The sequence below is a fragment of the Shewanella psychromarinicola genome, assembly GCF_003855155.1.
Classification (GTDB): Bacteria; Pseudomonadota; Gammaproteobacteria; order Enterobacterales; family Shewanellaceae; genus Shewanella; species Shewanella psychromarinicola.
In genome coordinates, this window is sequence record NZ_CP034073.1 from 2,620,656 (window position 1) to 2,634,704 (window position 14,049).

General features: G+C 42.2%; 10 protein-coding genes and 5 pseudogenes. 6 read left to right on the top strand and 9 right to left on the bottom strand.

Annotated elements, in window-relative coordinates:
• The first annotated feature begins 200 nt into the window (after nucleotides 1-200).
• The 4 genes and pseudogenes from tnpA to EGC80_RS11535 all read left to right on the top strand — a co-directional run.
• Nucleotides 201-503, top strand: coding sequence for an IS66 family insertion sequence element accessory protein TnpA (gene tnpA / locus EGC80_RS11520; protein WP_124011557.1), 303 nt, complete (start codon nucleotides 201-203; stop codon nucleotides 501-503).
• The gene (gene tnpB / locus EGC80_RS11525; protein ID WP_124011556.1) at nucleotides 503-844 is read left to right on the top strand and encodes an IS66 family insertion sequence element accessory protein TnpB; all 342 of its coding nucleotides are present in this window, start codon (nucleotides 503-505) and stop codon (nucleotides 842-844) included. Before tnpA ends, tnpB begins: the two co-directional genes overlap by 1 nt.
• A 20-nt stretch (nucleotides 845-864) precedes the next feature.
• Nucleotides 865-2,325: an IS66 family transposase gene (gene tnpC, locus EGC80_RS11530; RefSeq protein WP_206191989.1), complete on the top strand. Its 1,461-nt coding sequence runs from the start codon at nucleotides 865-867 to the stop codon at nucleotides 2,323-2,325.
• A 43-nt stretch (nucleotides 2,326-2,368) separates the two neighbouring features.
• Nucleotides 2,369-3,084, top strand: a pseudogene (locus EGC80_RS11535) (IS3 family transposase); the annotation flags it as partial.
• 1 nt (nucleotide 3,085) lies between these two features.
• Here EGC80_RS11535 and EGC80_RS11540 read toward each other — a convergent pair.
• Nucleotides 3,086-4,117, bottom strand: coding sequence for an IS630 family transposase (locus tag EGC80_RS11540; protein ID WP_124693477.1), 1,032 nt, complete (start codon nucleotides 4,115-4,117; stop codon nucleotides 3,086-3,088).
• 46 nt (nucleotides 4,118-4,163) lie between these two features.
• Between EGC80_RS11540 and EGC80_RS11545 the strand changes: the two are divergent.
• Nucleotides 4,164-4,631, top strand: a pseudogene (locus tag EGC80_RS11545) (IS3 family transposase); the annotation flags it as partial.
• Between the two features lie 28 nt (nucleotides 4,632-4,659).
• Here EGC80_RS11545 and EGC80_RS11550 read toward each other — a convergent pair.
• The 3 pseudogenes from EGC80_RS11550 to EGC80_RS11560 all read right to left on the bottom strand — a co-directional run.
• A pseudogene (locus tag EGC80_RS11550) lies at nucleotides 4,660-5,153 on the bottom strand (transposase); the annotation flags it as partial.
• 47 nt (nucleotides 5,154-5,200) lie between these two features.
• Nucleotides 5,201-5,607: pseudogene (locus EGC80_RS11555) on the bottom strand (transposase); the annotation flags it as partial.
• A 749-nt stretch (nucleotides 5,608-6,356) separates the two neighbouring features.
• Nucleotides 6,357-6,910: pseudogene (locus EGC80_RS11560) on the bottom strand (ISAs1 family transposase); the annotation flags it as partial.
• 441 nt (nucleotides 6,911-7,351) lie between these two features.
• Here EGC80_RS11560 and EGC80_RS11565 point away from each other — a divergent pair.
• Nucleotides 7,352-7,987 carry an alternative oxidase gene (locus tag EGC80_RS11565; protein WP_124013985.1) on the top strand — a complete coding sequence of 212 codons (636 nt, stop codon included), beginning with the start codon at nucleotides 7,352-7,354 and terminating at the stop codon, nucleotides 7,985-7,987.
• 937 nt (nucleotides 7,988-8,924) lie between these two features.
• Here the strand turns inward: EGC80_RS11565 and EGC80_RS22435 are convergent.
• The 5 genes from EGC80_RS22435 to EGC80_RS11585 all read right to left on the bottom strand — a co-directional run bounded on the left by EGC80_RS22435 (nucleotide 8,925) and on the right by EGC80_RS11585 (nucleotide 13,912).
• Nucleotides 8,925-9,068, bottom strand: a complete 144-nt coding sequence (locus EGC80_RS22435; RefSeq protein WP_164839459.1) for a hypothetical protein — start codon at nucleotides 9,066-9,068, stop codon at nucleotides 8,925-8,927.
• Between the two features lie 1,582 nt (nucleotides 9,069-10,650).
• The gene (locus EGC80_RS11570; protein ID WP_124013984.1) at nucleotides 10,651-10,866 is read right to left on the bottom strand and encodes a hypothetical protein; all 216 of its coding nucleotides are present in this window, start codon (nucleotides 10,864-10,866) and stop codon (nucleotides 10,651-10,653) included.
• 387 nt (nucleotides 10,867-11,253) lie between these two features.
• On the bottom strand, nucleotides 11,254-12,744 hold the full coding sequence (gene prpD, locus EGC80_RS11575; RefSeq protein WP_124013983.1) for a 2-methylcitrate dehydratase: 1,491 nt from the start codon (nucleotides 12,742-12,744) through the stop codon (nucleotides 11,254-11,256).
• A gap of 268 nt (nucleotides 12,745-13,012) precedes the next feature.
• Nucleotides 13,013-13,492: an RES family NAD+ phosphorylase gene (locus EGC80_RS11580; protein WP_124013982.1), complete on the bottom strand. Its 480-nt coding sequence runs from the start codon at nucleotides 13,490-13,492 to the stop codon at nucleotides 13,013-13,015.
• A complete protein-coding gene (locus EGC80_RS11585) occupies nucleotides 13,493-13,912 on the bottom strand; it encodes an antitoxin Xre/MbcA/ParS toxin-binding domain-containing protein (RefSeq protein WP_124013981.1) in 420 nt (139 codons plus the stop codon).
• Nucleotides 13,913-14,049: the final 137 nt, after the last annotated feature.

A 14,049-nucleotide genomic window follows, 5' to 3' on the forward strand; every position in this document is an offset into this window, starting at 1 on the left:
AGAATTCAAGGACGAACGAATGTGCTGCCATTACAACAAAGTGAGAAATATAAGCGCCATCGGCCAGAAACTACCTTGCTTAATCAGTTGGTCGAACGATAATACCCTGACTTTACAGCGTAAGCGATCATTACAGGCCGTATTCCATCCCCTCCAAAATCCTCTAAAATAATGCCATTATTCACTCACAGATAAAACAAATGGCAAATGTCCACAGAACGCCTAAGCAATGGCAAGCAATAATCGAGCAGCATGCACCAAGCGAATTGCAAGTCGCTACCTTCTGTAAACAACAACAAATTACCCTCTCAAGCTTTTATGCTTGGCGTAAACGGTTAACAAACCAGCCATCACTTCCTTCAATCACTAGTAAACCTATCATTAGCGAAAGTGCTCAGGACGATTGGCACAGTATCAGCCCAGAGCCGAACGTCGCAGCGTCACCTTGGGATATTGAATTATCACTACCTAACGGCGTAGTTTTGCGCATGATGAATACTTGATGTTACTGCAAGAGCCCAACTTATCGGTATGGCTTTACGCTCATCCCGTTGATATGCGCAAGCAATTTGATGGGTTAGCCGCATTGGCGCAATCAAAACTCAAGCGACCAGCCAGCAGTGGTGAGTTGTTTGTGTTTATCAATAAGCGGCGAACTCACATCAAAATTCTTTACTACAGTCGTGGCGGTTACTGTTTATGGAGCAAACGCCTTGAGCAAGGTCAGTTTCATCGCGTTACCAGTGATGAAGATAAAATGTCACTCAATTGGGCGCAATTACAGTGTTTAATTGAGGGGATTAATTGGCAAAAAGCACTCAAAAGTAAGCGCTATAGTCGGTAGTTTTTGTTATAATACTTGGTATGAAAATTACCGAAATCAATCAGTTACAGCAAACTAAAATTCAAGCACTCGAAGAAGATATTCTTGTGTTTAAACAGCAGTTGGATTGGTTTAAACGTCAACTTTTTGGTCGTAAATCAGAAAAACAATTATTCGATAAATTGGGCGCTCAGGGCTCATTATTTGCTACAGATAAAGCTGTTGTATCAATCGATACCTCCACCGACATCAAAGCCCACAAACGCAAATCAAACAAACAACTCAATGGCGATGAAGTCAATGACACGGGTTTACGTTTTGATGCGTCTGTTCCGACTAAAGTTATCGATATTCCCGCACCTGAGTTACAGGGTGATGACGCTGAGCACTATGAAATCATCGGCTATAAAGAAACTAACCGCTTAGCGCAACAACCCGGCAGTTATACGATATTAATTTACCGTCGTCCTATTGTTCGCCATAAACGTGAGCAAACGGTGAAAACGCCATCAGCACCGAGTAATGTACTTGAGGGATGTTACGCCGATGTTTCCCTGATTGCAGGACTTATGGTTGATAAAGGGGTGTATCATCTGCCACTTTATCGGCAACACCAACGGATGATTGATTCAGGTGTTCATATCAGCCGAGCCACCTTAATTAACTGGGTACAAAAAGGCATTGAACTGCTCCGGCCTATCTACCAGGCTAATCTAAAGTCTATTATCAACAGTCAAACCCTTGCCATGGATGAAGTCCCCATAAAAGCAGGCAGAAAAAGCAAAGGCAAAGGCAAAATGAAACAAACCTATTTCTGGCCGATGTTCGGTGACAACAATGAAATCGCCTTTACTTGGTCGAGTAGCCGAGGCTTTTTGCATGCCCAAAATCAGCTCGAAGGCTTTACCGGCACTTTATTGACCGATGGTTATGCCGCTTACAGTAAAACAGTGGCAAAATTGAATGAAAAAGAAAAAACGGTTACGCATGCTACTTGTTGGGTACATGCAAGGCGTTATTTTGATAGAGCGTTACTGATTGAGCCAATAGCAGCACAGGCGGCTATTGATAAAATAGCGCAACTTTATAAAAATGAAAAACATATCAAAGACAAGATAACCGAGGTAAGCGATGCATTAGCCTATCGGCAAAAGCACAGCGAGCCACTTGTTACTGAATTTTTCAACTGGGTTTATGAGCAACGACAGCGAACCGATTTAACACCCCAAAACCCCTTAAGCAAAGCCTTAAATTATGTGAATGAGCGCCAAGTTGAATTGAAAGTGTTCTTGTCAAATCCCGCTGTTGCCATGGATACCAACCACCTTGAGCGGGCATTGCGTGTTATCCCTATGGGACGCAAGAATTATTTGTTTTGTTGGAGCGAATTAGGCGCAGAGCAGCTAGGTATTTTACAAAGTTTGCTTGTCACTTGTCGTCTACAAGAAATCAATCCCTACCACTACCTTGTTGATGTATGTAATGGTCTAATGAAACTGTAGAGATTTATAGCTTAAAATAAGCAAAATCTTAAAGGTATTTATTATGATTAGAAAAACTAAAATCACTGTCAGCCCTCTTCAAAAATTAGAATATGCCAAGCTGATGGTCGAACAGGGTTACACGAACAAGCAAATTGAAGATATGTCAGGTGCAGGTAAATCTGCGGTGTCTAGATGGAAAGTGCAGTACCAGGCTGAATTAGCCGGTAAAACACCGAAAAATGTCAAAGCATTAACTGAAGAACAACGAAGAATACAGCTTCTAGAAGCCCAACTAAAACAAGCCATGAGGGATAATGATATCTTAAAAAAGGCTGCAGCTTTCTTCATTCGAGACAATCAAAACTTAAAATGATGCGCGAAGTAAAGAAAGCAAACCCAGGCTTTAAAATGAGTGAATTATGCCGAGTATTCGAGATCAGTTGTAGTAGTCTCTATTACAAACCGATCCCAAAAAGCGTTGAAAAACAGGCTCAGATACAATTGATAGAGCAAGCTTTCTCTGAGTCACACTCGACGTATGGCAAACGTCGAATACAGGCTGATTTATTAGATTTAAATTGTAAGGTTGGGGTTTACGCCATAGCTAGCGTAATGAAAAAATTGGGATTAATAGCGATTAAGCCAAAGAAAAAGCATTACTATCCAAATCAAGGTGAGGAGCAAGTTTACGCACCTAATTTGCTTAGACGACAGTTTAACCCTACGACTTATAATACCCATTGGGTGGGTGATATTACCTATATATACTCAAGTGAATTCAAACTGCAGTTTTTAATTTCTGAAAGTTATCATTAATTGTATCACCGAGTGTATCGGCAATATCGGGGAGGGTGATGCTAAAAAAGTCAGTAATTTTTCGTCGGAATTCTTTTGTCGTTGCGAAGTATTGCCCATTCCTCGCATGCTTATTCATTACCTTCCACAATCGTTCTATTGGGTTTAAATTTGGACTATAAGGTGGCAGGTAATGCAATGTTATATTCAGATGTTCAGCCTCTTTAACCACTAAGGCATTTCGATGGTATCCAGCGCCATCAAGCACCAAATGGATAACACCACTTGTTGAGTAACGCGCTCTAATTTGGTTTAAAAAATCGATGATGGATGCACCGTTAACCGTTTTGCTATATTGCTCAATGACCGCTTCTGTTAAGTGACCAAGTCGGATTGCACCAACCACGTTAATACGGGTTCGGCTTCCCGTCGTTTCTATCGGTTTATCAACGCCTTTTTTTATCCAGCCAGCGGTGATTTTTGTGGCTTGGGTCGGATGAACCGCATCCATAAATAATAACGGTTCATCAGGGGTTAACGAGGATTTTAGTTGCTCATAATATTCAATGAAAGCCGTTTGTTTGTCTTCATCAAATTTGTGAGGAACCCCTTTAGGGTTTTTATAGCTGAACTGATGTTTATGCAGCCATTTATTGAGGCCTGACACTGTGTACTTAATCTGAAATTGTTCTGCGATATAAGCGACTATTTGATGGCTATGCAAGTAGGTCACCTCACACAGGTGTGCAATCAATAGTTCAGTTTGCTCTTGACTCAGATAGCTTAAAGAGCCGCCACTATTACACGTGAGTTTTTGGTCGTGAGCATAGGCATCAATGTATCGAACTACGGTCGTTTCGTGAATACGTAACGCTTGGGCAATCATTGGCGTTGGCCAATTTTCATCGCGTAGTAAAATGGCTTTAATGCGATCACACTCACGCCTATCACTCGAGCTTTTATGTCGAGTTTCCAATGCTACTTTTTGTTCTGGCGAGAGTGTAATTTGTTTCATGGGGCTATGATGATCCCATTTGGGACAAAATCAAGCATTTTCAATGATCACGGGTATAAAATCACATCAGGGGTGGAGTTATTTAGCCTGTGTACTTGATTTAGGGACCAAAGAAATCGTTGGGTATGCCTTATCAAGCCAACCCAATGCAGCGTTAGCGACAGCGGCATTAAATAACGCGATACAACGTCAGAGGCCAAATACACAGGAGTTGATGTTTCACTCAGACCAGGGTCGTCAGTACTCAGCTAAGGTGTTCAGAGAAAAGCTAAAGCACTTAGGCATTGAACAAAGTATGAGTCGTAGAGGAAATTGTTGGGATAATGCGGTGATGGAACGATTTTTTAGGAGTTTAAAGACTGAAAGATTAAACCGTTTAGCTTTTACCAATCACAGCGCAGTAGTGAGCGTGGTTGAGCAATATATTCAGTTCTACAATTACAAACGCAGACATTCGGCAATAGATTATAAGACGCCACATCAGAAATATAATGAGTTAAAAAAAGCGGCTTAAAATCTCTCCAGAAATACTTGACCATTACACCTCGTTGTCGTCCTCCCAAAGCGCATTGAGCTTTTTTCTAAGCACCAGTAAAGCCGCTGTTTCTGCTAACGCCTTCTCTTTGTAGCGTAGCTCTCGTTGCAGGGATTTGATTTCTGCTTTGTCTGATTTGGCTTGCTGCTTAATCGTTTTGGCTTGAACTTCACTTGTCGTAAAGCCCCCTAAACAATCTTGTTTCCACTGCTGAACTTGTTCTCGAAACAAACCATTTTCTCGGCAATATTGGCTTACTTCAGCTTCAGACATTGGCGCTGTTTCAATGAGAACGGCAAACTTAGCTTCGGCCGACCAATCATTACTGGTCAATTTTTTACCTGGCACTGGGCGACCCTCTTTTTTAGCTTTATCGCGCCAATGATACAGGGTTTGGTAGGCGATCCCTTCACTACGTGCCACTTCCATGACGGTCATATTGTGGGGAGGCAATAACTTCTTTAAAACTGCTTCTTTACGTTCAGATGAATATCGTGCCATTGAGCTCTCATTGACCGCCCCCTCTATTTAATTATTGGATGATTTTAAGGGGTGACAACAATCCTGACACAGGGGGGCTCGTTGTTGTACCAATAAACAAATTCTTTTACCCATTTGCGCGTTAATCTAACGAGTTAAAACCTTCACTAGGCCAACGTGGATGATACTTTATCGTTCTAAACAGCGATTCTGAGTCCGGATTGTCATTACTGACTCTTGGGCGACGTTGTGAGGTCACAACGCCTAAATCGTACATCTTAGCTCGCATCGTCAGGCTCTTCATGGGCGCGTCATTATCAGAGTGCAACACGACGTTTTTCTTCAAGTATTTCTCTGCCCAAACGCTACGCTCTAGTAGTGCTGCCGCTTGCTCACCTGTTACGTTGCCGTGAACTTCTCAACCGACGGCTTTGCGACTGTAAATATCTTTAATCATATACAGATAATAGTGTTTTTCTATCCCTGCTTTAGTGTACTGGCTCACATGATTTTGCCTCTTAATTAGAGGCCATATCCACAGCAGTGCGAAAGGGTGATGTTGTGTCCATTGCTTACTAATTATTGGTAAAGGGAACATTTTTATCGACCACAAATCGAACCTTATCATCTTAAGTCTCTGTAATTGTTAAATAAAATTCCGTTATTTGATTTTCGTTGGCCTACCGCGCTTACCTTTTTCAGGTATCGGTGGAGGACTTTATTTTTCTCCTTCTTTTAAAATAGCTTGATAGTGACGAATGTAGGTGGCTTGTCTCTCTTTGCTGATAACACCACGTCATCGAGTACTGATTGTAAGAATAGGCGCATTATTCCAGCCCATACTTGATCATCTTGTTCATTGGATTTTGTTAATTCGCGTAAATGATGTGCATTGCTTAATGAGTGTAGGCAGTCATAACCATAATAAGGCTTCTAATGGTCGTGACACATAATGTCATTAATATGATGTAGGATGTCGATGTAATCTATTGCATTATGTCTTCGTTTTTTATGTGCCGCTAGATAAGTCCATTTTAGTGATGAAGCATTATGCAACCACTGCCGCTTTCCATTACTTTTGAACACTCTACTAAATGACGATATCTATCGAAACAATTTAACTATTCAATTTTTTTATATAATTTCTGAGTAGAATTAAATAATATTTATCATTTAATTCGAAGTAGAACTTAGTTTTACCTCATATTGTATTGTGATTTACGGATCGGCTTGTTGTTTGATGATTTGTTTAGCAATGTTTTGCTGGCACACCATGGCATCAAGCGTAATAATACTGTTTTCGATATCTAATATGGCGAGTAACTCAGGGATTACAGTAATCTCATTGGTTTTGTCAACAGTTGTTTGCCCTAGCATTAATTGGTGTTGGCAACTCCACGCGCTAACGGTATGCAATGCAGTTTTTCTGTCTTTGGTGGTAAATTAACGTCGAGCCATCTTCCCATAAATGGCGATGATATCTGCTCCTGTCGTTTCTATCAGTGATGAAATCCAAGACTGAAATACTTTTCTATTTCATCTGATTTTAATCGACAGATAACACGTACGATGGTGTCATGCTCTAGTATACCAGCCTCGAAAGTACCATATTTTTTTTACCAATCAAGTTTGAGATGACGAAAGTCCTCAATATCCTCCCAACCTTCAGCCCCAGACAGCACGGCCATGATGGCGAGTAAAAGGATATCGAGGAGTTGATGCTTTTTACAGCGTTCAATACGAGGATCTGTATTCGAATTAAAATGTGTCAGAGAAATATAGTACTCATTGTCATCTACCAAGGAAATTATTATCTCTTGATCTGATCAAGACTTGTTTTAAAAGTTCAATTTATAATGATCTTGCTTTGGGTTACTAGCCGTATCTACTGTTGTGATGTTGATTTCTATCCAGTTCCATCTCATGCTATCAGTACTAGGTACTGCAACAGAAGCTTATCAAATAGCTGAAGAGATTTAGTGAACAAACCATGGTAGTGATGACAATCCGTTAATTAAAAATATTTGAATAATCGGTAACTAGGGGCTGTTGATCCCTGTTTAAAATAGTTGTAATGGTCACAAATCATACAAAGATCAACAGACCCAAATGCAGTCATTTATTTAACTTAAACTCAGTCTTTTTTGCTGAGTTTAAAAGATATAACAATGTAATCAAGATATTGAAATCACTACTACTAAAAGACAGGAAAGATCTATATGTCAGATTTTGAATTGAAACACAAAACAGCCTCCAAACTATCGGAACATGTGGCATACAAAATCACACAGTGCCTCAAGTTTCTTTTAAATATATTTTATGGAACAAAATACGCTAAGCGTGCGGTGATTTTGGAAACTATTGCCGCGGTACCGGGGATGGTGGCGGGCATGTTTAATCATCTAAAAGCCTTACGCCGGATGAAAGATGATGAAGGATGGATCCGTGAATTGTTAGATGAGGCAGAAAACGAGAGAATGCATCTGATGATATTCTTGGAGGTTGCAAAACCAAGCTGGGTTGAACGAGCGTTAGTACTGCTTGGTCAAGGTGCTTTCATTATTGTTTTTAGCCTGATTTATTTGCTGTCTTCTAAGATTGCGCATCGTATAGTTGGATATTTTGAAGAAGAAGCTTGTAAAAGCTACACTGAATATCTAGACAAAATTGATGCTGGTGAAGTGGAAAATGGGGGAGCCCCTAAAATTGCCATCAAGTATTACAAGTTACCGTTAGATGCTTCATTACGAGATGTGATTGTTAAAATCCGTGAGGATGAATCTAAACATCGAGATCGAAATCATTCATTTGCTGATGCGTACGAAAGTAATAATTTGCCTGCACATCAGAGTTAATTTCCTGTTTTATTGTACCTAGCAGAGTTTGATAGTCGGACTTATAACTGTTTGTTCAAACTGTAGTTGAATCGCTCATTTGGCCAAAAACTACATAAAATGCTGGACATAACGCTTGTTATGGTTGATGAGGGTGAAGGGGACAGCTAGATCCCTTCACTTACCCTGTATAATATAACCTGTATTACCATCGTTTAATGCAATGACCCTAACAATGTCAATATGATGTTTATGCATTGTGATACTGTTATCGTGGTTGCAGGAGCTCAATATCGAAGCAAATCAGATCTTGTCATAGTACGAACTGATCTAGCTTACGTTGAGATTGAAAAGCTTGAAGACATAACGTATCCAATCAAAGCAGATCAGCTAAGCTTTTATCGAATCTGTCGAGAAAACCCCGAGATCCAAGCGTAGCGAAAGTCGGGGGCTCGACGAATATCGCGCCAAGGATTTCCGCAAATCTTCAGCTCGTCAAGAGTTTCAATTTCAATGAATTCATTTCAGTCGTAGATAGTGATTGTTACAGTAATGTCTTTTCTGGTGTGATAATCAAACTGAATCAGTTTGGTTAATATTATGTATTTCAGACTGTGCCCTAATTTTGTCAGGGAGTAGCCAGCAAGAATCAGGCCGTCAGGGATCATTATGTTAGTTGTCATGGCTATGCTCCAAAATGTTTTCTGAAGTATTAAAGCGCATTGAATGAATTTAATCACGACCAAAAATGTCTATAAGTCTCAAGCCTTACCACTAAGCTAGTGATCAGCTTTATTGCTAAATCTTACTTGTAGGAGAATTACTCACAGTTTTGAACTAAACAAGCGTGTTTGACATAAGAAAAGTTATTTAAATTCACCGCAAAACATTGCTTTTGGGCTTATTTAATCCCCATATTCGATTCATTATCTTCACATTGGGTCATCAAATTAGCAAATTATTTCAATATGTTATGAATGGTGTATAGCATCCAGACAAAGCTAATGATGCTCATAAATTGCGCAGCACAATCACTGAGTAATGTATCGCCAACATTCGCTTGCTCATCAACCATTTTCTTTATGGCTTCTTGGAATAGCATTTCTGATAATTGGCCTGGCAATGCCCCGTTCAGATAGCTATAAACTTGCTGTTACATTGTGCATCAAACCACCCGGCCTCTTTAGCTGCAGATTCATCACCAAAAGTAATGCTTTCAGAAACGTCTTACATAAATTCTGGATCGCCCATCATCGAACTGGCAAAGTCCACTGTCGCAGTAGCGCCTGAATTCCACTAGTGTTGCCTTTATCTATATACCAACACTCAGGCCAAACCTTTGTTTGACATCAACTCAACACGGCTACTGGATCATCACTAAAGTGCTATTGCGGTGACTTATCGAGGCATTTTGTGGGTGTGTAAAATGGCTTTTCTATCCTCGATAATGAGCCCATGTGTGCGTTTATATTAAAGTTTGATAATTCTTAATAGTGTTTGATCATTTATAATATAGTTTGATATTTTTTGGTTGAGTACTGGTGATCCTACATTAAATACTGGCAGTTATTCTCAAGTGATAAAAAAGTTGATGATTTTGCAGTAAGGTATTGAAAAAAATCTACAAAAAAGATTAATATATAACCCTCAAGTACAGACTTGGGTAACCTCGAACACAATCATCGAGCACGCCATTTAAACATGCTCCTATCAACGCCCCTATAACCCCAATAGTTAAAAGCCTAGAGCGCTGCGCTGCTAGGACGCTTCGCGGCTAGAGGCTATAAAATCAATAGCAACAGCCTAGAACGCTACGCTGCTAGGACGCTACGCTGCTAGGACGCTACGCTGCTAGGACGCTACGCTGCTAGGACGCTACGCTGCTAGGACGCTACGCTGCTAGGACGCTACGCTGCTAGGACGCTACGCTGCTAGGACGCTACGCTGCTAGGACGCTACGCTGCTAGGACGCTACGCTGCTAGGACGCTACGCTGCTAGGACGCTACGCGGCTAGAGGCTATACAATCAATAGCAACAGCCTAGAACGCTACGCTGCTAGAACGCTACGCTGCTAGAACGCTACGCTGCTAGAACGCTACGCGGCTAGAGGCTATACAATCAATATCAACAGCCTAGAGCGCTTTGCTGCTAGAACGCTTCGCGGCTAGAGGCTATACAATCAATAGCCTAGAATTTAGATGACAAACGGTGGCGAGCGATATCAAGCGATGACAATCTAAAATCTTAGCAGCGAAGCTGTCCCTAGAAGCGCAGCGATCCTAGCAGTGACGGAGTCACGCCCTAGATCCTAGCAGGACGCAGTCCGTTTAAAATAAGATAATTAACCTGCAGACCTGTCTGTGATTTTATGCTCTTTTTTGAGGGCATACATATCAATATCGACAGGATCCAACACCACTTCAGCATCATAAAAGATCATTACCAGCCAGACTTTAAGCATACTGTTAATGCCAGTCAAGGTTGACTGAACATTGCCGTTTTAGCTATCGTTTCTGAGTGTTGCTGTCTTTTGAAGGATCGCCTCTGAGTATATTGAGCGAATGTTGCGATAACATTTCCCACTTCACTCCACTTCACGGGACGGTTTGGGTGATGAAATGGGCATTGCTCTTCTCCCGGCTGACATCCAATACCCAGTGCCGACGATGTTCGATTCGTGAACCTATTTCTTTACGGGAATATCTTTAAGCAGCTTTATGATAGTGGGATTGTTGGTGACTTCGGCTAAGTCAATGAGATAGCTTTTTTCAAGATCTTGCATCGGTTGGTCTGCCAACAATTCTTTTACTAACTGCTCTTCACCATTCGCTATAGCGGTTTTTAAGGCCGCAAAAGTGGCGATACTGTGTTTATGCTGATCAGTATTATTAGATCCCATGAGTGGCGCTCCGTCAATTATTGGTTATTAAAGTCATCGCTTACGGCTAACACTAACAATATGACCGTGTATGTTGCAATGTATACATGCCAAAAGCGAAAGCCTAGAGCTAGGTAATGAGCGACAGCGATCAAAAAAGCCTAGAGCGCTGCGCTGCTAGGACGCTTCGCGGCTAGAGGCTATAAAATCAATAGCAACAGCAACAGCCTAGTCGCGCAGCGACACTAGCAGGACGAAGTCCGTTCTAGCACCTAGTCGCGCAGCGACTCAATCTTAGCAGCGAAGCTGTCCCTAGCAGGACGAAGTCCGCTCTAGCAGCGCAGCGATCCTAGCAGTGACGAAGTCACGCCCTAGATTCTAGCAGGACGAAGTCCGTCCTAGAAGAACCTAGAACCCGATAACAAATAAGTCCATAAAGCGGTTTACTGGCGTGGCCTCTAGCGTGGTTTGATCTTTACACACAGTGAAGATCGTTTGGCACTGCTGGTTTGGGAAACGTGATGCTAAGTTCGCTTTGAATTTCAGCTCCAATAGCGGCATTCCTTCTTTACGACGGCGGCGATGACCCACTGGGTATTCTACAACCACTTCTTCTGTACTGCTGCCATCGTTAAAGAAAACCTGAATAGCATTGGCGATAGAGCGTTTATCCGCTTCTAAATACTCTGCCGTAAAGCGCTTATCTTCGACAATTTCCATTTTGTCACGCAGCTCATCGATGATGGGATGTGTGCCGTGAAAATCGTCTTCATAATGGTCGGCGGTCAAACTGCCGAACACCAACGGAACCGCAATCATGTATTGCAAGCAATGGTCGCGGTCCGCAGCGTTGGCAAGTGAACCCGTTTTTGAAATAATGCGAATGGCCGACTCGTGGGTGCGGATCACGATCTTGTTAATTTCTGCCAAACGAGATTTTACCTGAGGATGTAGTATAACCGACGCTTCTGCGGCGGTTTGCGCGTGAAACTCGGCAGGAAAGGAAATCTTAAACAAGATATTTTCCATCACATAAGAGCCATAGTCTTGGGAAAATGAAAACTGGCGTTCAGCCTGGGGTTTGAGCGCTTGGTCTTTATTGGTTTTCGAGAAAGACACATCATAAAATCCCCATTGTGGCGTGGTTAACACGCTTGGTATGCCCATTTCTCCGCGCATTGACATGTTGGCCAAACAAACCGCTCGTGAGGTGGCATCGCCCGCAGCCCAAGATTTACGAGAGCCCGCATTTGGTGCGTGACGGTAGGTGCGCAGTGCACCACCGTCGGCCCAAGCTTGAGATATTGCCGCCATGATTTGCTCTCTGTTGCCGCCCATCATTTTAGTGACAACCGCAGTGGAGGCCACTCGTACTAATAAAACGTGGCATAAACCAACCCGATTAAACGAGTTTTCTAGCGCGATCACGCCTTGAATTTCATGTGCCATGACCATGGCTTCAAGTACTTCTCGCATCATGAGAGGCGGCTCGCCATTAGACAGTCTAACTTGAGATAAATGATCCGCCACGGCCAGAATGGCGCCTAAATTATCCGATGGATGCCCCCATTCAGCAGCTAACCAAGTGTCGTTGTAATCGAGCCAACGAATGATACAACCAATGTCCCACGCGGCTTTTACCGGATCGAGCGTCAGCGATGTTCCTGGCACTCGGGCGCCATTTGGCACCAGTGTGCCTTGTACGATAGGTCCGAGGTGTTTGGTGCACTCAGGAAAGCGCAGCGCGAGGAGCCCACAACCTATTGTGTCCATTAAACAGTTACGAGCGGTGTCGAGAGCTTCTTCGCTGCAGACTTCAAACGTTAATACATAATCAGCGATATCTTGGATGACATGGTCGTAATCGGGGCGATTGTTAATATCTACATTACTACTCATTTTGAATCCTTATTCGTTTGATTTGTTATTTGCTGCTAGAAGGCTATAAAATCAATAGCCTAGAATTTAGATGACAAGCGGTGGCGAGCGATATCAAGCGATATCAAGCGATATCAAGCGATAACAATCTAAGAGCCTAGAGCGCTTCGCTGCTAGGACGCTACGCGGCTAGAGGCTATAAAATCAATAGCAACAGCAACAGCCTAGAGCGCTGCGCTGCTAGAACGCTTCGCGGCTAGATGCTATAAAATCAATAGCAATAGCAGTTTCAGTCCTTACGTCCGACGAATGCCCTTTCATTAAACAGTTTCAATTTCTTATCTATCAATTTTATCTGCTCAGCGCCTGGGTGACGCCCATTAACAACAATGATTGATTCAAGTCCATCTGGCGTCGCAGCGCTAGGCACAATAAGTCCGGCATTTAAGTTTAAATCTAGCCACTCACTGCCAAGCTTGCGAGTCGAGCTGGGATAAGGGTACACGTTCCAATCATCAGGCAAGAGCGAAAGATCAAATTGCGATAATAGCTGGTCTGGTATCTCGTAAATACCTAACATGAAATTTTTTGGGATGAATTTTGGCAGCGGGTAATAGTTTGCCATTTCGAGCATAGCAACTGATGCTGACATGGCAAAGTACATAACCGGATAGCCTTTGTTATTCCATCTGGCGCCGTCTAAGTAACTCGCGCCTAAGCCATTATAGCTCTCTAGGTGTTTTTCTGAGGTGATCCGATAAATACGCATTTATGAAAACTCACCCCATTTCATTTTATTGAGGACTTCCTTTACTAATCGACGTCCGGCAAAGGAATCGAGTAGATCAACCGGCTTCTGGTTGTTGAGTGCCGGAATAGGCGTTTGTAGCAGCTCATTTGCTAAGTCGATATCATCATACAGATGATATGCAGCATCATAGACACTGATGATATCGAGCGTTTCTTCTGATTGAGTTTTGTTTAGCGCTTTGAGTTTATAAAGTCTGCTGACGTTACCACTGGTTACCCCCAATGCTTTACAGATGAATGCCCGTTGCTGCGGCATTCTATCAATAAGTGACTTAACCACAGTGCCCGCAACCCCAATGTTAATCGCATTAATGTACTTAAACTGATCTTGGAATAAATCTTCACTTAATCCAGCTCTAGCTAACGGTGAGTTATTCATAATTTGCTCTCCTTAATGATACCTCAAGATGGCATCAATTTGATGCCTAGTCAACATCGCTGTGACGGGATGCAAGGAAAAAGCCTAGAGCGCTACGCTGCTAGGACGCTATAAAATCTTAGCAGCGAAGCTGTCCT

What these genes read in the sequence shown, in the direction of transcription:
- EGC80_RS22435 (WP_164839459.1), bottom strand. Translation starts at nt 9,068, where the DNA reads ATGCTATTCCAAGAAGCCATAAAGAAAATGGTTGATGAGCAAGCGAAT.
- EGC80_RS11570 (WP_124013984.1), bottom strand. Translation starts at nt 10,866, where the DNA reads ATGGGATCTAATAATACTGATCAGCATAAACACAGTATCGCCACTTTT.
- tnpA (WP_124011557.1), top strand. Translation starts at nt 201, where the DNA reads ATGGCAAATGTCCACAGAACGCCTAAGCAATGGCAAGCAATAATCGAG.
- EGC80_RS11565 (WP_124013985.1), top strand. Translation starts at nt 7,352, where the DNA reads ATGTCAGATTTTGAATTGAAACACAAAACAGCCTCCAAACTATCGGAA.
- EGC80_RS11540 (WP_124693477.1), bottom strand. Translation starts at nt 4,117, where the DNA reads ATGAAACAAATTACACTCTCGCCAGAACAAAAAGTAGCATTGGAAACT.
- tnpC (WP_206191989.1), top strand. Translation starts at nt 865, where the DNA reads ATGAAAATTACCGAAATCAATCAGTTACAGCAAACTAAAATTCAAGCA.
- EGC80_RS11580 (WP_124013982.1), bottom strand. Translation starts at nt 13,492, where the DNA reads ATGCGTATTTATCGGATCACCTCAGAAAAACACCTAGAGAGCTATAAT.
- prpD (WP_124013983.1), bottom strand. Translation starts at nt 12,744, where the DNA reads ATGAGTAGTAATGTAGATATTAACAATCGCCCCGATTACGACCATGTC.
- EGC80_RS11585 (WP_124013981.1), bottom strand. Translation starts at nt 13,912, where the DNA reads ATGAATAACTCACCGTTAGCTAGAGCTGGATTAAGTGAAGATTTATTC.
- tnpB (WP_124011556.1), top strand. Translation starts at nt 503, where the DNA reads ATGTTACTGCAAGAGCCCAACTTATCGGTATGGCTTTACGCTCATCCC.